The sequence below is a fragment of the Alcanivorax sp. genome, assembly GCF_014762765.1.
Taxonomy (GTDB): Bacteria; Pseudomonadota; Gammaproteobacteria; order Pseudomonadales; family Alcanivoracaceae; genus Alcanivorax.
Window position 1 is genome coordinate 1 of the sequence record NZ_JABURH010000014.1, and the last position, 20,398, is coordinate 20,398.

The following is a 20,398-nucleotide window of genomic DNA, read 5'->3' on the forward strand; positions in this document are numbered from 1 at the left end:
TGCTGCTCAAGGAAGACATCAACAAGGCGGAGCTGATGCAGCACACGGTGGAGCCCTACTTTGTCCCGGAGGGCACCTCCCTGCACCAGCAGCTGATCAACTTCCAGAATGCCAAGCGCCGTATCGGTATCGTGGTGGACGAATACGGCGATGTACTGGGACTGGTTACCCTGGAAGATATCCTCGAAGAGATTGTCGGCGAATTCACCACCGACCTGGCCGCCAGCAGCCCGGACATCCACCCCCAGGATGACGACAGCTATGTCATCGACGGCTCCGCCACCCTGCGCGAAATCAACCGCAGCCTGGACTGGGAGCTACCCACCGACGGCCCCAAAACCCTCAACGGCCTGATCCTGGAATACCTGCAGGACATCCCCGACGCCAATATCTCGATAAAGATCGATCAATACCAGATCGAGATCCTGCAGGTGAAAGACAATATGGTGAAAGCGGTGAAGGCCAGAAGGGCAGGGGTTAATTGATAATTGAGAATGGATAATTGATAACTCGCGTTCTCATTCCATCTGTTCTCTAACGCAAGAGGCCGCGCCCAAACCTTGAGCGCGGCCTCTTGCGTTTATATTGCACCTGCGCTTCTCGCGCAGTTATCAATTATCCATTCTCAATTATCAATTACCTCTCAAACCCTATCCGCTACCGGTGAGCCCACCCAGGCGAGGATGTCGGCTTCATAGCGTTTAACCAGCGCGCGCCCCTCTTCGATGGCTTCCTTGGCGCGATGAAAATCCATCAGGGCGAAATCTTCCAGCAGCGGCACCAACGTCACCTCCGGCGGGTCGCCTGCCATGCGGGAACGCGTGATGCGGTCCTGCATGATATTGATACTGGAGGCCACCACATCAAAAAAGCCAGGGTCATCGCCATCTTCGGAAATGAAGTAGCCCATCATCTTGTGCCAGATGCTGCGCTCTTCGTCACTGCCGTCTTCACCCTCAGCCTGTGTGCGGGTGTCACGGGACAGGTGCGCCCCCACCAGCTGGGCATTGAGGTTGACGGCAATGACCACATCCGCCCCCATGGCGCGGGCGGCAGACACCGGCACCGGGTTCACCAGCCCTCCGTCCAGCATCCAGCGTCCCTGCATTTTTACCGGTGAAAACAAACCCGGCAATGCACAGGACGCCCGGGCGGCATCCAGCATGGAGCCTTTGGTGATCCAGATTTCACGGCCGGTTTTCATGTCCGTGGCCACGGTAACCAGTTTCTTTTCCAGAGTCTCAATATCCGGATTTTCATGATGCTCGCGGAAGAAGTTGAACAACTTCTCCCCTTTGACCATACCTCCAGACAAGCTGATATCCAGCAGGCCGAACACATCCTTGACGGTGAGTGACTGCACCCAGTCAGCAAATTCGTTGAGGGTGTCAGTCACGTAGGCCCCGCCCACCAGCGCACCAATGGAGGTACCCGCAACCACCTGTGGCTGCACGCCGATTTCATCCAATCCCTGAATGATGCCAATGTGTGCCCAGCCGCGGGCAGAGCCACTGCCCAGGGCCAGGCCAACCACGGGTTTGTGAGGGCCCTGATCACCGATATCGGTCATGATGGATTTTTCTCCTTGCGGACCACACAGGGCGCCGGTACGCCCTTCATGCGTTGTTCAATACGACGAAACACTTCCCGCTTTTCCTCATCGGAAAGCAGTCCCCAGATGGAAATCTCTCCGCCACTGCGGAAACACCCCACGCAGATATCATTTTCATCCAGGGCGCAGATGGAAACACAGGGGGATATCAACTGACTCATGACGAAAACCGTTCGTCCACTTCCAGATGCTCATCGAATTCCTTGGCGTGGGCCACATAGTGCATGCTGCTCATGGTCAGCATGGCCTTGTGGCCATCGGTGATTTCCTTGACCACCTTGGCCGGGGAGCCCATCACCAGGGAATTATCAGGGATCTTCATGCCTTCCGGCACCAGGGAATTGGCACCGATGATGCAATTCTTGCCAACCACCGCCTTGTTCAGAACCACCGCGTTAATACCAATCAGGCTGTTATCGCCAATGGTGCAGCCGTGCAGCATCACCTTGTGGCCCACAGTCACATCACGGCCAATTTTCATGGGCACGCCCGGGTCCACATGCAACACGGAGCCGTCCTGAATATTGGTGTTTTCGCCAATCTCGATCACATCATTATCGGCGCGCAGTACCGCGTTGAACCAGATGCTGGTGTTGGCTTCCATGATCACCGAGCCGATAACGGTGGCATTGTCAGCGATCCAGTGGCCGGTACCCCGTTGTTCCAGTTGCCGACTGCCAATTTTATAAATCATCAGTGCTTTCCTTCGTTGTCAGTCCGTCACTTCAAACTCGATGTTCGCATCATAAACATGGTTGATCAGATCCAGAATCATGAAGGCAGTCAGCCCCCAGATGCGCTTGTCTTCGTAGTAATAGCTGGGAATGCGGAAACGCCGGCCAAAAAAATCGATGGGACTGGATAATTCCGGGACTTCATCCAGGAAAAACTGCAGTGGCACCTGAAAAATCGTCTCTATTTCTCCAGGCTCCGCCACCAGCGGTGCCTCGGGCCGGACGATACCCACAAAGGGCGTTACCTTCATGCCATAACGGGATGCCAGCGGCGACAGTTGGCCGAGCACGTCCACATAGCCAGGATCCAGGCCCACCTCTTCCTGGCTCTCGCGCAGGGCCGTCATCAACAGGTTCTTGTCTCCCGGGTCACGCTTGCCCCCGGGGAAAGCCACCTCACCGGCATGGGTGGGCATGGTGCTGGAACGCACGGTCAGGATCAGTCGCGGCTCCGGATCATCAATCAGCGGCATCAGCACGGCTGCCTCCGGCAGTGCCAACGGCAGCTCCGTGCGTTTGTAGTCCGGCAATCGCTGCCTGAGCTGATCGAGCACAGTCTTCTCCTGTCGTGCATTCCACAGTGCATTCAATTCAAACGGTAGTTTGAACAGCCGGGCCGTCGGCGGCAAGCCTGCAATGACAGTAACATCATCACCCGGCAGATGGGGCAGCCGGGAATTCTCCTGTATCATCAGGTTTTTGCCGCGTCCGGAGCGAGAGGTTTCATGAAATTCTGCAGTCACTGCGGTAGCGACCAGATCGGTTTCAGCATTCCGGAAGGAGACAACCGGCCCCGCTACTGGTGCCCCGATTGCCAGACCATCCACTACCAGAATCCCAAGATCGTGGTCGGCGCAGTCCCCATGTGGGAAGGCAAGGTGCTGCTGTGTAAACGCTCTATCGAACCACGAAAGGGCTACTGGACCCTGCCCGCCGGCTATATGGAAAACGGGGAAACCCTGCAGGAAGGCGCGGCCCGCGAAACCTGGGAAGAAGCCTGCGCCACGGTGGCCATTGGTGACCTTTATACCGTTTTCAATCTGCCCCATATCAACCAGGTCTACGTGTTCTTCCTCGGCAAACTGGAAGACGGCAAATACGGCGTGGGCGAAGAAAGCAGTGATGCCGGTCTGTTCGGCCTGGATGAAATCCCCTGGGATGAACTGGCCTTTCCGGTGGTGGGCCGTACTCTCAAGTTCTATATTGATGATCTCAAGCGTGACGAGTACCCAGTACGAATTCAGGAAGTGCCGCCGATAGGGAAGAAGCACCTTAGCCGGAACGACTGAGGGTCCCCGACCCGGTGCTCATTGTTTTTGTGGGAAGCGATGCTTGCATCGCGAATCAGGGAGCGCACTGCCAACATCTTCGCGATGCAAGCATCGTTTCCCACAAGCCCCTCCCCCCTTCACCCGGGCAACGGCTCCAGCCGCCACAAGTCAATGGCAGGCTCTTCGTATGGGTGGGCCAGGCGCAGGGCACTGATCACGGTCTGCACCCGCGACGCCGGGCAGATGGTTTCCACCCGGTACTCCTCCACCACTTCTACCTCACCGCCGGTCTCCCCGATGTAGGGATTGCTGCCTTCCAGGGGGCGGAATTGGCCCTGTCCCAGGGTCTGAAAACAGCAGCAATCATAATCGCCGATATGCCCGGCACCGGCTTCAAAGATAGCGTTCTTTACCTGCTCCACATGGCTGGTGGGCACGTAAAAGCACAGTTTGTAATACAGCTCGTCCATGGGGCTGGCCTCCTTGTTATTGTCGCTCGCGGTTCAGTAAAGCGGTTTTTTACCACAGAGGGCACAGAGTTCACTGAGTAAAAACACACCTATACTGCAAGGTAGGGAGCGCTTACTGGCGCCGCCAGAAAAGAAAGAACCGTTTTTCTCAGTGTCCTCTGTGTCCTCTGTGGTGAAATTTGGTGGTTTACAGGCTGTCAGCCAACGCGGCAAATTCCGGCTTCAGGGCGTAATCGCCGTGGGCAGAAATCCAGATCCCTTCGGCGGCGACGGTCTGTTGGCCATTGACCCAGACGCTACCTTCGCAACGCAGCTTACGCCGCTCCAGAGTGACCAGCCGGGCCTCGAACTCCACCGGCGTATTGATGGGGGTACCGGCCAGGTAGCGAATATTGAGCGTACCGGTCATTCCGATCTGTTTCACGAAATCCTGAGTTTTCGCCATCAGCATATCCAGTGCCAGGGACAGGACACCACCGTGTACCCGCCCCGGTGGGCCCTGGAAAGCCAACCCGAACGTTGCCCGGCCCCGGACCCGGTCCCCGTCCAGCCACAACTCCAGCGGTGGCGACATGGGGGAGGCCTTGCCGGTGAGGATTTCGAAATCCACCAGATCGGTCACATCATCCGCGGAGCCTTCTCCCGCCAGCAGCCGCTGGAGAATGCCGTTATAGTCCCGCTGGCCATACTGGGCCAGGTCCGTACGCAGCTGACGGATATGTTCGATGTACTCGTGCAGCTTGTCGTCCGGGGCATCCAGGCGCAGCACCTGCTCGGTCAGCCCGACCAGTTCCTGGCCCAGCTCCCGGTGCAGTCGCGCCCGAGGCGAAGGCGCCGGGGTTTCCGCCACGAGAATGTCGCGGAAGTGATAGCGTTGCTCGCTCATGGTTACCCCAGACTCTTCGGTGTGAGCCAGATGCCTTCCGCGCTGACCGTCTGGGTATCGCCGTGCCAGATGCCGCCTTCCACAAAGATCTTTCGCCCTTCCTGGCCGGTGATACGGGCCCGGCAGTGGATGGTGTCTTCGATGGGAGTGGCTGCCAGATAACGAATATTCAGGGTACCGGTAACGCCCAACCGGAAGGCCGCATGCAAGGCTCGGGACAGGGCCGCGTCCAGCAGCCAGGCGATCACGCCGCCGTGCACCCGCCCCGGTGGCCCCTGGTATTGCAGCCCCAGGCGCAGCGCCCCTTCAATGCCGTTCTGGTCTTCCTGCAGCCACTCCACCTGGGGGGCAATGGGGTTGGACGGTCCACCCACCGGGTCGTAATCCATCATGTGGAAGATATCCTCGGTGGTGGCCGAGCCGGTGAACAGCTTGCGGTTGACAGCCCGGGTGTCGCGTCGCGCCGGTTCCCCCACTGTTGCCACCAACGCTTCCAGCTGATCCGCCCAGGCGCTGAGCGTGTCGATATCCCCCTCCGCCCGGATCAGCCGCTCCGCCAGAGTCTGCATGGCCGCACTGATACGCCGGCGCTCGACAAAATCCGCAGGCACAGGCTCGTTGTTGTAGGCCTTTTGCAATTCGAAAGGCCCGAAGGTTTTATTAGACACAGAACACCAATTGATAATTGAGAATGGATAATTGATAACGGCAACATTCAAACAATCGTTTGATTCTGAGGGGAGACACCTTGTAGCTCAAGCTCATAAAAGGACATAAAAAAGGCGGAAATGGCCAAGCCATTTCCGCCTTTGTCTTTCCGCTATCAATTATCCATTCTCAATTATCAATTGCCTTTACCCCACCCACTTCCGTGCATTGGCAAACATCCGCAGCCAGGGGCCGTTCTCGTGGCCCCGCCAGTCGTCCGGGATCCAGCTGTTCTGCAGGACACGGAACACCCGCTCCGGGTGCGGCATCATGATGGTGACGCGGCCGTCGGTGGTGGTGAAACCGGTAACGCCCTGGGGTGAGCCGTTAGGGTTCGCCGGGTACTGTTCCGCCGGGTTGCCCTGACCATTTACGTAGCGCAGGGCCACCAGACGCTGCTCGATGTTGCGGTTCAGGGCTTCATCCCCGAGTTCCACCCGGCCTTCGCCGTGGGCCACGGCGATGGGAATGCGGGTACCGGCCATGTCCTTGAGCAGGATGGAAGGCGAGTCCTGGATTTCCACCAGGGAGGTGCGCGCCTCGAACTGCTCGGACAGATTGCGCACAAAGCGCGGCCAGTGTTCGGCACCGGGGATCAGGTCCTTCAGGTGGGACAGCATCTGACAGCCGTTACACACGCCCAGCGCAAAGGTGTCTTCGCGGAAGAAGAACCGATTGAAGGCTTCGCGCAGCTCCGGGTTGTAGAGCACCGTCTTGGCCCAGCCACCGCCAGCACCCAGCACATCCCCGTAGGAGAAACCGCCACAGGCCACCAGGCCCTTGAAGTCATCCAGCTGCACTCGCCCTGCCAGCAGGTCGCTCATGTGCACGTCGATGGCAGAGAAGCCGACCCGGTCGAACGCTGCCGCCATTTCGGTCTGACCGTTGACCCCCTGCTCGCGCAGGATCGCCATCTTCGGCTTGGCGCCAGTGTTGATGTAAGGCGCCGCCGGGTTCTCGGTCATGTCGAAGGTCAGGCGCACATTCAGGCCCGGATTGTTGTTGTCCGGGATGGCCTCGAATTCCTGGCGAGCACAATCCGGATTATCGCGCAGGGACTGGATCTGGTAGCTGGTTTCCGCCCAGATACGCTGCAGTTCACGACGCGGGGTTTCCAGCAAGATACCGCCGCCCAGACGCAAGCGAATCACATCGTCACCGTCCGGCTGGCCCAGGCTGTAAACGCACTGACTGAGACCGGCTTTTGCGTAGCGGGTCAGAATCTCGTCCTTGTGGGCCGGGCTGATCTGCAGCACGGCACCGAGTTCCTCGGCAAACAATGCCGCTACCGCTTCCGGGTTATCCCCGGCAATGTGATCCAGGCTGATATCCAGGCCGGTGCGACCGGCAAAGGCCATTTCCACCAGAGTGGTAAACAGGCCGCCGTCGGAACGATCGTGGTAGGCCAGCAACTTGCGCTCGGCCAGCAGTTGCTGGGTCACCTCGAAGAAGGCGATCAGGTCTTTGGCATCGTCCAGATCCGGCGGCACGTCGCCGACCTTACCGAATACCTGAGCCAGCGCGGAACCCGCCAAACGATTCTGACCACGGCCCAGGTCCACCAGCAGCAGTTCGCTGTCCACACCGGTTTTCAGTTCCGGGGTCACGGTCAGATCAATGTCGGTAACCCCGGAGAACGCGGAGATTACCAGTGACAGGGGGGCGGTGACGCTCTTGTCGATGCCCTTTTCGTTCCACACGGTGCGCATGGACAGGGAATCCTTACCCACCGGAATGGCGATTCCCAGCTGCGGACACAGCTCCATACCCACAGTTTTCACGGTATCGAACAGGGCCTGGTCCTCACCCGGGTGACCGGCGGCGGCCATCCAGTTGGCGGACAGACGAATCTGGCCCAGATCACCGATATGGGCGCTGGCAATGTTGGTGATGGATTCGGCCACGGCCATGCGACCGGAAGCCGCTGCGTCCACCAGGGCCACCGGGGTGCGTTCCCCCATGGCCATGGCTTCGCCCGTATTCTGATTGAAACCCGTGGCGGTCACCGCGCAATCGGCCACCGGCACCTGCCAGGGACCGACCATCTGGTCGCGATGAACCAGACCGGTGATGGATCGATCGCCGATGGTGATCAGGAAGCTTTTCGACGCCACCGTGGGCAGGCGCAGGACCCGCTCGCCGGCTTCTTTCAGGTCGATGCCGTCGGTGGTGAAGGTCTGGCGCAGGAAATCTTCCCGGTCAAAGCTGCGCTGCATTTTCGGCGGCTTGCCGAACAGCAGGTCCATGGGCAGATCCACTGGCGCCTTGCCGAAGTGCTCGTCGCTAACCGTCAGATGCTCTTCACTAGTGGCTTCACCCAGCACCGCGTAGGGCGTGCGCTCGCGCTGACAGATGGCATCGAAGCGCTCGATGTCCTCCGGCATTACCGCCAGCACATAGCGCTCCTGGGCTTCGTTACACCAGATCTCCACCGGGCTCATGCCGGGCTCGGAGCTGGGAATTTCGCGCAGTTCCAGTTTCGCGCCCATGTCATGGTCGTGGACCAGTTCCGGCAGGGCGTTGGACAGGCCGCCAGCGCCCACATCGTGGATGGAAACGATGGGGTTGTTGTCGCCTTCCGCCCAGCAACGGTCGATGACTTCCTGCACCCGGCGCTCGATTTCCGGGTTGTCCCGCTGCACGGAGGCAAAATCCAGGGTTTCGTCGGACTCACCAGAAGCCATGGAACTGGCCGCGCCGCCACCCAGGCCGATCAGCATGGCCGGGCCACCCAGTACGATGATCTTGGCGCCGGCGGGAATCGGGTTCTTTTCCACATGGCCGTCGCGGATGTTTCCCAGGCCACCGGCGATCATGATCGGCTTGTGGTAGCCGCGCACTTCATCACCGTTCACGCCCGGCGCCTGGATTTCCAGGGTGCGGAAGTAGCCACACAGGTTGGGGCGACCGAATTCGTTGTTGAAGGCCGCCGCACCGATGGGGCCTTCAATCATGATGTCCAGTGCCGAGGCAATACGGCCGGGCTTGCCATAGGGCGTTTCCCAGGGCTGCTCGAAACCGGGAATATTCAGGTTGGACACGGAGAAACCGTTCAGGCCCGCCTTGGGTTTGGAACCACGGCCGGTGGCGCCCTCGTCACGAATCTCACCGCCAGACCCAGTGGCCGCGCCCGGATGGGGCGCGATGGCGGTGGGATGGTTGTGGGTTTCCACCTTCATCAGCAGGTGTACCGGCTCGTTGACGAACTGGTACTCGGCACTGCCCGGTGCCGGGAAGAAGCGATCGGCCACCGGACCGGCAACCACCGAGGCATTGTCCTTGTAGGCACTCAACACGCCTTCCGGGGCATTGTTGTAGGTGTTGCGGATCATGCCGAACAGGCTCAGATCCTGTTCCTCACCATCGATGGTCCAGTCCGCATTGAAGATTTTGTGGCGGCAATGCTCGGAGTTGGCCTGGGCGAACATCATCAATTCCGCATCGGAGGGGTTACGGCCCAGGGCAGTGAAACGCTCCACCAGGTAGTCGATTTCGTCATCGGCCAGGGCCAGACCCAGCTCGCTGTTGGCCGCTTCCAGCGCTTCGCGGCCACCACCGATCACATCCACCGTGGTCAGCTCGCGGGGGGCGTGATGGGAGAACAGGGCTTCAGCGTCATCCAGTTCCGCCAGCACCACTTCCACCATGCGGTCATGCAGGGCCGGCGCCAGGACAGACCGGTCACCCTGGCCAGCCAGCCGGTATTCGATGCCCCGCTCCACCCGCTCTACCTGGGTCAGGCCGGCGTTGTGACAGATATCCGTGGCCTTGGACGACCAGGGCGAAATGGTGCCCGGGCGCGGCACCACCACAAAGCGCTGCCCATCCACATCGTCCTCTTCCAGGCTGGGACCGTACTGCAACAGCCCTTCCAGCACCTGTTGCTGCTCATTGCTGAGTGGCGACTTGAGCGCCACAAAATGCACATAACGGGCCGAGATCGCAGAAATGCCCGTCAGGGACTCCAGCAGTTTTTCCTTACGAAATGCGGACAGGGCCGGGCTTCCGGAGAGGATCAGCATAGTGCGCCTTATATGATTACCAGTGGGGGTAGAGGTGGTGCTTTAAATTCAGGGTCGCAATGATACGGGATTTGCCCGCCGCTCGCAGCCTCCTGAAACAGCCAATTTCAACCTTGTCAGCCCCGTCCTACGCCATGGGGTAATCGCCTACGCCACCTGTCTTATAAGCAATTTAATGCTCTTTTCCGGACTTGTCGCATTTGTGCATAAAACGCTCAATTGTTCGACAAAGCTTTACATAACAGCCATTTGCCACTGATAGAGTTGCGCCACTTTTACGTGATATAGATCACAGGCAGGGGGTCGAACAATCCCCCAACCGGTCGGCGGTAGCAGTATCGACCTGTCTGGACAACCTGACAGAGGTACACCAAGGATGACGGTTTTCTTTCGACATACTAAGCATCTCCTGGCCTCGCTGGCCCTGTTCAGCGTTATCGGCATGATGCTCGCCATGCGCCCCACCCCTACCGCCATGGAACGGGTAATGACCCGCGGTGAGCTGGTGGTCATGACCCGTCCGTCCAACACCACCTATTACAAGGACCAGCACGGTTACACCGGCATGGAGTACGAGCTGGCCAAGGGCTTTGCCGACAGCCTGGGCGTAGAATTGCGCATGCTGGAATCCGACGACCCCTCCTATATCCGTTATGCCATTCGCAAAGGCACCGCCGATATGGCCGCGGCCGGCCTGGTGGCCACTGCAGAACGCAGCGAGAGCCTTCACTTCACCACCGACTACCAGAAAGTGGATTCCCTGGTGGTGCGTCGTCTGGACACCCCGCGTATCCGTGACCTGGCAGACCTGGCCGGCAAGAAGGTTGCCGTGTCCGCCGGTTCCAGCCACGCGGAACTGCTGGTAAAGGCACAACTGGAAAATCCGGGTCTGGAATTCCAGGAAGTGGAAGACGCCAGCCCTGAACAGCTGCTGGCCCTGGTGGAAGACGGCCAGATGGATTACACCCTGATCCACTCCAACAACTACACCCTGCAGCGCGCCCTGTGGCCGGAGCTGATTGCCGACTACACCGCCGCCACCGATATGCCTCTTGCCTGGGCATTCAGTCCCAAGGATGACCAGAGCCTGTACCTGGCCGCCCAGCGCTACCTGACCCAGGCCAAGGCCAATGGCACCACGGCCAAGCTGGAAGACCGTTTCTACGGTCATGTGGAACAGTTCAACCTGTATGCAGCGCGCAGCTTCATGCGCCACCTGGAAGAACGTCTGCCCCGCTACGAGGAGCTGTTCCGCCAGGCGGAAGACAACAGCGGCTTCGACTGGCGCCTGCTGGCCGCTCTGGCCTACCAGGAGTCCCTGTGGGATCCCGGCGCCATCTCCCCCACCGGGGTGAAGGGCCTGATGATGCTCACCAACGATACCGCGCGCCAGATGGGTATCAGTGATCGCACCGACCCGGCCCAGAGCATCCTGGCCGGCGCCGACTACCTGCGTCATACCCACGAACGCATCCCGGCGCGCATCCCGGAACCGAGCCGCACCTGGATGGCCCTGGCCGCCTATAACGTGGGCTTCGGTCACCTGGAAGACGCCCGCGTGCTGACCCAGAATCAGGGCGGAAACCCGGACAACTGGCAGGATGTAAAACAGCGCCTGCCGATGCTGGCCAACCCGGCCTACGCCGGCCAGCTGCGATACGGCAATGCCCGCGGTGGCCAGGCAGTGATCTACGTCCGCCACATCCGCCGCTACTACGACCTGCTGGTGTGGGCGGAAAACAGCCGTCGCCGTGACGACACCCTGATCGCGCTGAATTAATCAGTAACGAGACGCGAGTGATGAGGCACGAAAGCCGGTCATGGTTTTGTGCTTCGAACCTCGCTTCTCGCAACTCGCAACGTTGTCTCAAAACAATCCAGGCTGATCCACCTGCTGCCCCAACGCCAACGGTGCCAGCCCCGGCAAACGTTCCATCAGCATACCGTGCCACAATGCCGCCAGAGCCAGCGCATCACCGTTGTCCGGCATGTGTATGAAAACGTAAGGGCCCTCCCCCGCCGCTATCCAGTTCGCTACCCGTTCCACCCAGGGCGCAAGAAACGCCCGGTTGGCCTGCAGATCCGGATGCCCGACGTAACGAATCACCGGCGATGCGTCACCGGGCAGCACATGCACTGGCAGGCGGGGCTTCTTGCGCTGAGCCTCTCGTGTGGCAGCATCCTCCGCGCTGGCGGCAAACAACGCCCGGCTATCAAAACAGACCCGGGCCAGATTGCGCTCGCGCAGGCCGCGATTGAGCGCCCTCTCCGCCTCGCCCTTGGCGAAGAAATCCCGGTGACGTACTTCTACCGTGCAAGCGAACGGTGCCGGCAGCGCCTCCACAAAGCGCCACAAATCCTCCAATCGCTCCGGCCCGAAAGCTGCGGGAAGCTGTAGCAAGAACGGCCCGAGCACATCCGCCAGCGGAGCCAGCACATCCAGAAATGCCCGCGCCTGCCCATCAACCCCCTGTAGCAAACAGTCATGAGTGATCTGCCGGGGAAACTTGAACAGGAACCGGAAACCCTCCGGCACCTGGGCCCGCCATTGTTCACATTGCTTGCGTGACGGGGTGGCGTAGAAGGAGGTATTGCCCTCGACACTATTGAAGACCCGGCTATAGCGTTCCAGAGGACTCTCGCCGGCAGGCAGACGACCATTCCAGCCGGGGTGCTGCCACTGCGGGCAGCCAAGAAAATACGGCAGCGTCATGGGCAAACCCTGCCATAGAAGCCCTGCTCCTCAAGACAAAGACGCACCTTTTCCAGCAACGCGTTGCTGAGCTGGCGATAGTCCGGGTAAGGGGTTAGTAGCAAGCGGCGCTCCGTGTCCACGGAAACCCCGGGAGCACCAGCCAGCGGACAGGCATTGTGCTGCAAGCCGGCAAAACGCTGCAGATTGTCCCTGCCTCCAATCCAGTGCCAGCATTCCTTGTCGGTCATTGCTGGCACAAAACAAAGTGCGGTGTTCTGGAACAGACATTCATCCCGAAAATGCCGCCAATCCTCCGCCACCGGGCTGGCCATCTTGGCGAGCAGGTTCACGATCTTGCGCCAGTGGTTGGAATTGGCCGCCACCAGTTCAGTAGCGTCAGGGCGTTGCTGCAACCGGGCAAGACCGTTCGGCCGATGCGGCAGGTAAAGAATCAGGGCCGGGCGGGCAGCCCCGAGATAATCAATGTCAGGCATCCCAACGTTCTCGTCGGCTCCAGAGTGTCAGGTATTCTACAGGGCAGCGTGAAAAAGGGGCCAAACGAAAAAAGGGTTTGCCGCATCACTGCGACAAACCCTTTTTCTGAATCTTGGTAGAACCGGGCGGATTCGAACCGCCGACCTCCGCCATGTCAAGGCGGCGCTCTAACCAACTGAGCTACGGTTCTATGGCGATCTTCAGGTTGATGCCCTCACCAACCGAGCTACGTGCCTGAAGAGGGTGGCAATTCTATGCAGCTTGGCGGCGCAGGGCAAGGGTCAATTTATTTACGCCGACGCGACCCCCAGGCCGTTTCTATCTGGCGGGCACGGGTGATGGATTCCTCCACCAGTTCAGACTGGTGCTCGGCGAACTCACGGATGATTTCCAGCGCCGACCGCACATCACGGCGAAAGATGGTTTCTACGAGGGCTTTGAAGAAAGACAGGCATTCCTTCACCTCATCGGCTTCCAGGTGCAGAGCCATGAAATAGGCCCGCTGCATGGCCGGCTGCATGTTAATGAGGATATCTTCCACAAACACATTGCGGGCAAACGGGTAGGCATGCTCAAGGAACTGGAAACTGAGCACAAAGAAAGCATCCAGATCGCGCTCTTCCGCTGCCACCTGCAGACCATGAACCAGCTCGATAAAGGCATCCAGATCATCTTCGCGCACCACCTTGATGGCCTTGCGGATCACCAGGCCCAGCAACACCTGCATCACCTCGTAGAGGCTGCGAACATGGGCTTCGGACATTTCCTTCACTACCGCACCCCGGCGCGGCAGGATATCGATCAGCTGGCGGCGCTGCAGGATCAGCAGTGCCTCGCGCACGGAGCCACGACTCACATCCAGTTCGCCAGCGACACGCAGCTCCTGAATGCGATCGCCGGCCAGCATGTCACCGTGAATGATCTGCTTGGCCAGGTGCTGGGCTATCTGTTCGGAAAGGCTTTCTTTGGCTTTGAAGCTCACAGGCACTCCTTGAAGGGATCTGATCAGCACTCAACAACCTGTCAGCTGCACCTGCCGGCGAGCCGTCTGGCTTCCATGCAGGCGTTGCACTGCTATGCTTGTTGAACAATCCCGAAATTCTTGTCCGACTATAGTACAAGGTTGACGAACCACCAATAGCTGACAACCAATTGCCTACAATAGCCAGCTATCGGGCATTCCCCAGAGCCCCCGGATGTGTCCCTGCTCTCAGTTTTACCCCCACCCTCTGGATTTCACAGCCATTACTGGCCAGTATGAAAACGAAAAGGTGCTCTGGATCTGTTAGGGCACGACAATAAAGAATCACCAGGTACACAGGATGTCCCCAGACCTGATTACACAATTACCCCGCGTAGATGCACTTTTTGATTACTATGCGGAACGCTTTGGCAAGCAACAGACCCCCTACCGCAACCACGTCTACCGGCTCGTCAATCTGGTAGCCGCACAAAGACCCCTGGATGAAGAGGAACGGGAAGCTCTGGAGATTGCCGCCTTCTTCCACGATGCCGGCATCTGGCTGGCCGGCACGTTTGACTACCTGCAGCCTTCCGCCCGTCTGGCGGAACACTACCTGGAAGAGCAGCAACTTGACCATCACCGTGCCATCGTTCGCGCCATGATCCTGAACCACCACAAGATCAGCCGCTACCACAATGACCCGGCAAATCTGGCTGAGGTATTCCGGCGCGCAGACTGGATGGATGTGAGTCTGGGCCTGATGCGCTTCGGCGTCCCCATGGCCCGGGTCCGGCTGATCAAACGAGCCTTCCCCAATGCCGGCTTCCATCGCCTGCTGCTCAAGCTCAGCGGGCAGCAATTACTTAGCCAGCCCTGGCGGCCATTGCCTATGCTGCGGCGCTAGGGAGCTCCTGAACCTACGGTTTCTTGTTTGCGGCATACGCGGCAATGTGGATAGGCGACAAATGTCCCGGCAAACCCGTTTGCTGCCACTATTTTGAGCACAAAAAGTTACTCACAGCATCTGTGGATAACTTTGTGTATAGACTGTCAGGAACTGCCGCCAGCGCCGATTTTCTCTGCCCTTCCCCCAGAATGATGAAAAAATGGCCGTTTTATTAAAAGCTTATAAAACAACAACTTAAAATCATTTACCGCAAATCAACAAGTTAGCCAAGAACATTCACAGACGGCATGAAAAACGGTTAAACGCTGTGCAAAACTTCTGCTCTCAATCGGGGCAAACAGCAAAATGCAAGCGTCCATACCGCCTTTATTCAGCCGGCAAAGCCACTTGCACAGAGAAAGAGGAAAGGGTTTGAAGATCAGCGGCGCAGACTGAAGCTGATGCCCAGCACGACGACCGGCTCCACATCCAGATCGTTATTGTCTCGCTCTTCTTCGCTATCACAGCGAAACGCCGCTTTGTATTCGTCACAGTCCAGGGCTTCGATGGCCCCCACCGCCGCACTGACGGTCCAGCGAGAATAGGGCTTCACCCATTGGTGGCCGAGTTCCACGCCGACACCAAGACGCTCATAGTGACGCTCGCCGCCCAGATCCCCAGCCATCAAGCCTGTATAGAAGCCGTTCTCGGACATCAGGCCGCGCTCCATTTTATGGCGCCAACCGGCCACCCAGCGGGGCTCATCAGTGTCGAGACCACCGGAATCCAGGTACAGGGCCGGCATGGCGTAGAAGCTGTTGTGCTCAGTGGCCCACTCCAGGTTCAATCCGGCAAGACCGTTGAGATAGCCAAGGCCGAGAAGCAGATCGTCTGCCGCAGCCGGCAAAGGCATGAGCATAAGGAAGGACAGTAGCCAGCGGTGCATGGCGAACTCCGGTTATTGTTGTTATTCAGCCAGGGCTTTTCACGCCTGGTCAGGCCGCAAGCGGGCCGGGGAGCCTGTATTTTTCACAACCCCCCCGCGGATTACAAGCATGGAGAACCCCGGTCCGGCGTCAGCAGAGCCAGGGAGCCCTGTTACAGCGGGATCTTGTCGATACTGTCGGCGGTGGTATCGATGGCACCGTCCACTTTTTCCAGTGCTTCATCGGCGGCGTTGCCGGCCACCGGAATAATGGACAGTACCGCGCCCACCACGGAGCCGGCAGCACCGACCAGTCGCATCGGGGTTGTTGCCAGCTTGGTCAGAAAGCAGCCGCTCAGGGTGGCAGCCAACAGGCCCACCACCGCCAGACGCATTACGGATTTCATAGTTGCTCCTTATTATTCTTCAGGGTGTTTTGTACCTGAACGCCGTGAATCAGTATTGGAACTGCATCCCCAGTCGACGCCCCACTTCTTCATAGGCTTCCACCACGCCACCCAGGCCCTGGCGGAAACGGTCCTTGTCCAGTTTCTCGCGGGTATCCTTGTCCCACAGCCGGCAGCCGTCCGGGCTGAATTCATCGCCCAGCAGCACCTCACCATTAAACACGCCGAATTCCAGTTTGTAATCCACCAACAGCATACCGCCATCCAGGAACAGCTGTTTGAGCACCTCATTGACCTGGAAGGTCAGGGTCTTCATCTGCGCCACCTGCTCGTCGGTGGCCCAGCCAAAGCTGCGGATATGGTAGTCGTTGACCATGGGATCACCCAGATCATCGTTCTTCAGGAAGAATTCAAAGGTGGGCGGATTCAGCTCCAGCCCTTCTTCCACGCCGAGGCGACGGCAGATGGAACCAGCGGCAATGTTGCGCACCACACACTCAACCGGAATCATTTCCAGCTTTTTCACCAGCGATTCCACTGGCGACAGCATTTTTTCGAAGTGGCAGGGAATGCCCGCCGCCTTGAGCTTTTCCATGATGGCGGCATTGAACTGGTTGTTCACCGCTCCCTTACGCGCCAACGCCTCTTTTTTCTTGCCGTCAAAGGCCGAGGTGTCGTCGCGGAACAGCATGATCAGTTTGTCCGCGTCATCGGTGGTGTACACAGACTTGGCTTTGCCGGCATACAACTCGTCGCGTTTTTCCATGGAAAGGCCTTTACTCAGGTCAGTATTAATGTACTTGCAGCCAACCAAACCCTTCCGTCTGGCTGGCAACGCCAATTCTTTCACGCCCGCGGGTCACTACCCGCTCAATGGCATCCAGTGCATGCCGGGACGTGTTGTTCTGCTCACTCAGGTGCGACAGCACCAGATGCTGCAGGCGATCCACATTAGCCTGGCGCAGCAGCGCCGCCGCCTGATCATTGCTCAGATGCCCCAACATACCACCCACGCGACGTTTCAACGACGGTGGGTAAGGGCCATGAACCAGCATCTGCGCATCATGATTGCATTCCAGCACCAGCGCATCGCAATCCTGGTAGGCCTCCACCACATGGGGGGTAATTGCGCCCAGGTCAGTGAGCACACCAAGAGTACGGCCCTGCCAGCTAAAGCGGTACTGGCAAGGCTCCCGCGCATCATGGGGCACCAGTACCGGCAGGATCTGCAACGCCCCGATGGTAAAAGTGCGCCCGGGGCGCACTTCCTGCCAGTTGGCGCCACTCAGGCTGGTACGCTTGCCTTGCACAGCACTGGCAGTGCCGAAGGAGCTGTACACAGGGCAACCGGTCTTGCGGGCCAGGGCCCCGGCACTGCGGATATGATCACCGTGCTCATGGGTTACCAGAATCGCGCTTAGCTGATCTGCGGCCAGACCCAGCCGAGCCAGTCGCTGCTCGGTTTCCTTGACGGTGAACCCGCAGTCGATCAATACCAGGGTATCGTCCGCTTCCACCAGGGTGGCGTTGCCCTTGCTGCCACTGCCCAGGGATGCCAGCTTCATAGGCTTAATTCAGTTCTTCAAAAATGCGTTCGAGAATGGCCTGACCCGGGGTCTTTTCCACCAGCGCTGAGCCTTCCTCATTCAACACTGCCACCTGGATACCATTGGTGGTATGACTCAGTTTCAGCTGGGCGGTCTTGGCACCCAGGGTATAGCGCTCGGGGACTTTCAGGTAATAAATGCCCACTTCACGATCCCGGTCGCTTACCTTCAGGTCCGTGTTAGCCAGAGCCTCTCCCACGTATTCCCAAGCCCAGGCGAAGCGGGTAGACATCATGATAATCGGGTAACCGTTGCCATCACGGGCCAGTATCGCTTTGGAAGACGCATCCTTGGGGGCTGGCTGCTGTGCCTCCTCATCGTCAGCACTGCCCAGCACCACCAGCTGTGGCGGCTTGGGCACGGTAAAGCGTTTTTCGTCTTCACCACGGCCCACCAGGCGTTCTTCCTGACGGGGCACAGAATAAAGCGGTTGCTCGCCGATGAATACGCCATTTTCGGGAACCTGGATCGGCTCCAGCACTTGCGCATTGCGGTAATTCAGGCTGCTGTCCGGTAACCAGCTACAACCGGATGCTGCGGATACCACCAGGGCGAGCATTAACGCCGCTTTCTTCATTTAACCTCCAGCAGGCCGCATTGGCGCATGGTCTCACGCAACCGCGGCTGGGCCGCTTCTGACAGCGGTACCAACGGCAAGCGGATACCAAGGTCAATCAGGCCCATTTCATAAAGTGCCCATTTCACCGGGATCGGATTGGCTTCAATAAACAGATCACGATGAAGGGGCTCAAGTTCCGCATTCAGTGCACGGGCCTGATCCGCATCACCGGCCAGGGCGGCTTCGCACATGGCGGCCATCTTGGCTGGCGCCACGTTGGCAGTTACCGAGATATCACCATGGCCACCGGCCAGGATGAAATCCATGGCGGTAGCGTCATCGCCGGAATAGAGCATGAAATCGTCGCCGCAACGCTCACGGATTTCCCGGGCTCGCTCCAGATTACCGGTGGCTTCCTTGATGCCGATGATGTTGGGCACCTTGCTCAGCCGCTCCACGGTTTCCGGCAACAGATCACAGGCGGTACGGCCGGGCACATTGTAGAGAATCTGCGGAATATCCACCGCCCGGGCCACCGCCAGATAATGCTGGTAGAGGCCCTCCTGGGGCGGCTTGTTATAGTAAGGCGTTACCAACAGGCAGGCATCGGCGCCGTCACGCTTGGCGTCACGGGTCAGGCGGATGGCTTCTTCAGTGTTGTTGGCGCCGGTACCGGCGATCACCGGGATACGGCCCTTGGCCACGGCCACGACCTCACGGATCACACTGTCGTGCTCTTCAAAACCCAGGGTGGCGGATTCGCCCGTGGTACCCACCGCCACGATGGCGTGGGTGCCCTGCTCCACATGCCAGTCCACCAGGGCGCGCAAACGCTCCCAGTCCACTGCTCCGTCTGCGCGCATGGGGGTTACCAGCGCTACAATGCTGCCACGGATCATGCCTGTCTCCTGTTTTGCGCCAATCGGGCGCAATCGCGATTATTCCGGTGCACCGGACCCTGTCGTCGGGTGAAGGGCGCTATGGTAAACCTCGAAAACGCTGGACGCCAGATGCGTGACTCCTGCACCCGTGCAGAAAAAACCTGCAACCTCTAAACTCTCACCAAACAATACGACAATGCCTGCGGAGCACATCATGGAACAACTCATCGTTATCTCGGCCCTGGGTTCAGACCGCCCGGGCATTGTGGAATCCCTGTCCCGGGCAGTACTGGAACACAACGGTAATATTCTCGACTCTCGCATGACCGTGCTGGGTGGCGAGTTTGCCGTGCTGATGCTGGTGTCCGGCAGTGACGCCACCCTGGATCAGCTGGAAGCAGACCGGGACAGCCTGGCCAGCGAACTGGAGCTGCTGATCACCCTCAAGCGTACCCGTCCTCGTGACCTGCAGGCCCGTGCCCTGCCCTACGAGGTGGAAGTGGTGGCCATGGACAACCCGGGCATCGTCCACGAAATCGCCAATTTCTTTTCCCGGCGCAGCATCAACATCGATGACCTGCACACCGGCACCTATGCCGCGCCCCATACCGGCACCCGCATGTTCAGCCTTCACCTGGTGCTGAGCATGAACGCGGAACAATCAGTGGCCGAATTGCGTGATGCCTTCCTGGATTTCTGCGAAGCACGCAATCTGGACGCCACCATGACGCCGAAACGCTGAGCGTTTCACTCCACTCGGTAAAACCATCAACATCATGAAAGAGAAGCGGACCCGATATGGCACATCCCAAGATTGGTAATCTGGCACCCAACTTCAAACTGCTCGATCAGGACGGCAACCCGGTTGAATTGAAATCTTTCAAGGGCAAAAATCCGGTGGTGATTTTCTTCTACCCCAAGGCACTCACCCCGGGCTGTACCACCCAGGCCTGCGGCATTCGTGACACCAAAGCCGAGCTGGAAAAACGTGGCGTGGTGGTATTCGGCATCAGCCCGGATCCGGTTGCACGCTTGCCCAAGTTTATCGACAAGCATGATCTGAACTTCACCCTGCTATCCGACGAGGATCACGCCATCGCAGAAAAATACGGTTGCTGGGGCATGAAAAAGTTCATGGGCAAGGAGTTCATGGGACTCATCCGCACTACCTTTATTGTCGGCAAGGACGGTAAGTTGGCAAAGGTGATGGACAAGTTCAAAACCAAGAGCCATCACGAAGATCTGCTGGCGGAGCTGGACGAACTGGGTATCTAGG

The 20,398-nt window shown here is 58.9% G+C and carries 23 protein-coding genes and 1 tRNA gene; 6 read left to right on the forward strand and 18 right to left on the reverse strand.

All coding sequences use genetic code 11. The features are described 5' to 3' along the window. Positions 1 to 485 (forward strand): transporter associated domain-containing protein (locus HUJ17_RS00170; RefSeq protein ID WP_290508823.1); only part of this gene is annotated, 485 nt, incomplete at its 5' end. Positions 486 to 643: 158 nt separating this feature from the next. Here the strand turns inward: HUJ17_RS00170 and rssA are convergent. The 4 genes from rssA to HUJ17_RS00190 are packed head-to-tail and all read right to left on the reverse strand — an operon-like array spanning position 644 to position 2,900. Continuing rightward, positions 644 to 1,570: a patatin-like phospholipase RssA gene (gene rssA / locus HUJ17_RS00175; protein WP_290508824.1), complete on the reverse strand. Its 927-nt coding sequence runs from the start codon at positions 1,568 to 1,570 to the stop codon at positions 644 to 646. After that, positions 1,567 to 1,773 carry a DUF1289 domain-containing protein gene (locus tag HUJ17_RS00180; RefSeq protein ID WP_290508825.1) on the reverse strand — a complete coding sequence of 69 codons (207 nt, stop codon included), beginning with the start codon at positions 1,771 to 1,773 and terminating at the stop codon, positions 1,567 to 1,569. The genes rssA and HUJ17_RS00180 overlap by 4 nt, the downstream gene beginning before the upstream one ends. Continuing rightward, on the reverse strand, positions 1,770 to 2,306 hold the full coding sequence (locus HUJ17_RS00185; RefSeq protein WP_290508826.1) for a gamma carbonic anhydrase family protein: 537 nt from the start codon (positions 2,304 to 2,306) through the stop codon (positions 1,770 to 1,772). The genes HUJ17_RS00180 and HUJ17_RS00185 overlap by 4 nt, the downstream gene beginning before the upstream one ends. 18 nt (positions 2,307 to 2,324) lie before the next feature. Beyond that, the gene (locus HUJ17_RS00190; RefSeq protein ID WP_290508827.1) at positions 2,325 to 2,900 is read right to left on the reverse strand and encodes a CoA pyrophosphatase; all 576 of its coding nucleotides are present in this window, start codon (positions 2,898 to 2,900) and stop codon (positions 2,325 to 2,327) included. Between the two features lie 171 nt (positions 2,901 to 3,071). Between HUJ17_RS00190 and HUJ17_RS00195 the strand changes: the two genes are divergently transcribed. Beyond that, positions 3,072 to 3,635 carry an NUDIX hydrolase gene (locus HUJ17_RS00195; RefSeq protein WP_290508828.1) on the forward strand — a complete coding sequence of 188 codons (564 nt, stop codon included), beginning with the start codon at positions 3,072 to 3,074 and terminating at the stop codon, positions 3,633 to 3,635. Between the two features lie 119 nt (positions 3,636 to 3,754). Here the strand turns inward: HUJ17_RS00195 and HUJ17_RS00200 are convergent, their stop codons facing one another. The 4 genes from HUJ17_RS00200 to purL form a co-directional block, all read right to left on the reverse strand. Beyond that, positions 3,755 to 4,087: an NGG1p interacting factor NIF3 gene (locus tag HUJ17_RS00200; protein WP_290508829.1), complete on the reverse strand. Its 333-nt coding sequence runs from the start codon at positions 4,085 to 4,087 to the stop codon at positions 3,755 to 3,757. Between the two features lie 187 nt (positions 4,088 to 4,274). Next, positions 4,275 to 4,973, reverse strand: a complete 699-nt coding sequence (locus HUJ17_RS00205; protein WP_290508830.1) for a PaaI family thioesterase — start codon at positions 4,971 to 4,973, stop codon at positions 4,275 to 4,277. Positions 4,974 to 4,975: 2 nt separating this feature from the next. Then, a complete protein-coding gene (locus tag HUJ17_RS00210; RefSeq protein ID WP_290508831.1) occupies positions 4,976 to 5,641 on the reverse strand; it encodes a PaaI family thioesterase in 666 nt (221 codons plus the stop codon). A 186-nt stretch (positions 5,642 to 5,827) separates the two neighbouring features. Beyond that, positions 5,828 to 9,703, reverse strand: a complete 3,876-nt coding sequence (purL, locus tag HUJ17_RS00215) for a phosphoribosylformylglycinamidine synthase (protein WP_290508832.1) — start codon at positions 9,701 to 9,703, stop codon at positions 5,828 to 5,830. A 376-nt stretch (positions 9,704 to 10,079) separates the two neighbouring features. Between purL and mltF the strand changes: the two genes are divergently transcribed. Then, entirely contained in the window at positions 10,080 to 11,483 is a 1,404-nt protein-coding gene (gene mltF / locus HUJ17_RS00220) for a membrane-bound lytic murein transglycosylase MltF (RefSeq protein WP_290508833.1), read from the forward strand. A gap of 87 nt (positions 11,484 to 11,570) precedes the next feature. Here mltF and HUJ17_RS00225 read toward each other — a convergent pair whose 3' ends face one another. The 4 genes from HUJ17_RS00225 to HUJ17_RS00240 all read right to left on the reverse strand — a co-directional run bounded on the left by HUJ17_RS00225 (position 11,571) and on the right by HUJ17_RS00240 (position 13,875). Beyond that, entirely contained in the window at positions 11,571 to 12,416 is an 846-nt protein-coding gene (locus tag HUJ17_RS00225; RefSeq protein ID WP_290508834.1) for a DUF72 domain-containing protein, read from the reverse strand. Beyond that, the gene (locus tag HUJ17_RS00230) at positions 12,413 to 12,892 is read right to left on the reverse strand and encodes a hypothetical protein (protein WP_290508835.1); all 480 of its coding nucleotides are present in this window, start codon (positions 12,890 to 12,892) and stop codon (positions 12,413 to 12,415) included. The genes HUJ17_RS00225 and HUJ17_RS00230 overlap by 4 nt, the downstream gene beginning before the upstream one ends. 114 nt (positions 12,893 to 13,006) lie before the next feature. Beyond that, a tRNA-Val gene (locus HUJ17_RS00235) sits at positions 13,007 to 13,083 on the reverse strand. Between the two features lie 96 nt (positions 13,084 to 13,179). After that, positions 13,180 to 13,875, reverse strand: coding sequence for a GntR family transcriptional regulator (locus tag HUJ17_RS00240; RefSeq protein WP_290508836.1), 696 nt, complete (start codon positions 13,873 to 13,875; stop codon positions 13,180 to 13,182). Positions 13,876 to 14,215: 340 nt separating this feature from the next. Between HUJ17_RS00240 and HUJ17_RS00245 the strand changes: the two genes are divergently transcribed. Continuing rightward, complete coding sequence (locus tag HUJ17_RS00245) at positions 14,216 to 14,761, forward strand: HD domain-containing protein (protein WP_290508837.1); 546 nt, start codon at positions 14,216 to 14,218, stop codon at positions 14,759 to 14,761. Between the two features lie 421 nt (positions 14,762 to 15,182). Here the strand turns inward: HUJ17_RS00245 and HUJ17_RS00250 are convergent, their stop codons facing one another. The 6 genes from HUJ17_RS00250 to dapA form a co-directional block, all read right to left on the reverse strand. Next, entirely contained in the window at positions 15,183 to 15,689 is a 507-nt protein-coding gene (locus HUJ17_RS00250; protein ID WP_290508838.1) for a hypothetical protein, read from the reverse strand. A gap of 152 nt (positions 15,690 to 15,841) precedes the next feature. Next, complete coding sequence (locus HUJ17_RS00255; RefSeq protein WP_290508839.1) at positions 15,842 to 16,075, reverse strand: DUF6726 family protein; 234 nt, start codon at positions 16,073 to 16,075, stop codon at positions 15,842 to 15,844. A 49-nt stretch (positions 16,076 to 16,124) separates the two neighbouring features. After that, positions 16,125 to 16,841: a phosphoribosylaminoimidazolesuccinocarboxamide synthase gene (purC, locus tag HUJ17_RS00260; protein WP_290508840.1), complete on the reverse strand. Its 717-nt coding sequence runs from the start codon at positions 16,839 to 16,841 to the stop codon at positions 16,125 to 16,127. A gap of 25 nt (positions 16,842 to 16,866) precedes the next feature. Continuing rightward, a complete protein-coding gene (locus tag HUJ17_RS00265) occupies positions 16,867 to 17,640 on the reverse strand; it encodes an MBL fold metallo-hydrolase (protein WP_290508841.1) in 774 nt (257 codons plus the stop codon). A 4-nt stretch (positions 17,641 to 17,644) separates the two neighbouring features. Further along, positions 17,645 to 18,259: an outer membrane protein assembly factor BamC gene (gene bamC / locus HUJ17_RS00270; protein ID WP_290508842.1), complete on the reverse strand. Its 615-nt coding sequence runs from the start codon at positions 18,257 to 18,259 to the stop codon at positions 17,645 to 17,647. After that, on the reverse strand, positions 18,256 to 19,140 hold the full coding sequence (dapA, locus tag HUJ17_RS00275) for a 4-hydroxy-tetrahydrodipicolinate synthase (RefSeq protein WP_290508843.1): 885 nt from the start codon (positions 19,138 to 19,140) through the stop codon (positions 18,256 to 18,258). Before dapA ends, bamC begins: the two co-directional genes overlap by 4 nt. 196 nt (positions 19,141 to 19,336) lie before the next feature. Here dapA and HUJ17_RS00280 point away from each other — a divergent pair, with 196 nt between their 5' ends. Both HUJ17_RS00280 and bcp read left to right on the forward strand, forming a co-directional pair. Next, the gene (locus tag HUJ17_RS00280) at positions 19,337 to 19,864 is read left to right on the forward strand and encodes an ACT domain-containing protein (RefSeq protein WP_290508844.1); all 528 of its coding nucleotides are present in this window, start codon (positions 19,337 to 19,339) and stop codon (positions 19,862 to 19,864) included. Between the two features lie 56 nt (positions 19,865 to 19,920). Further along, on the forward strand, positions 19,921 to 20,397 hold the full coding sequence (bcp, locus tag HUJ17_RS00285; protein WP_290508845.1) for a thioredoxin-dependent thiol peroxidase: 477 nt from the start codon (positions 19,921 to 19,923) through the stop codon (positions 20,395 to 20,397). The last annotated feature ends 1 nt before the right edge of the window (position 20,398 follow it).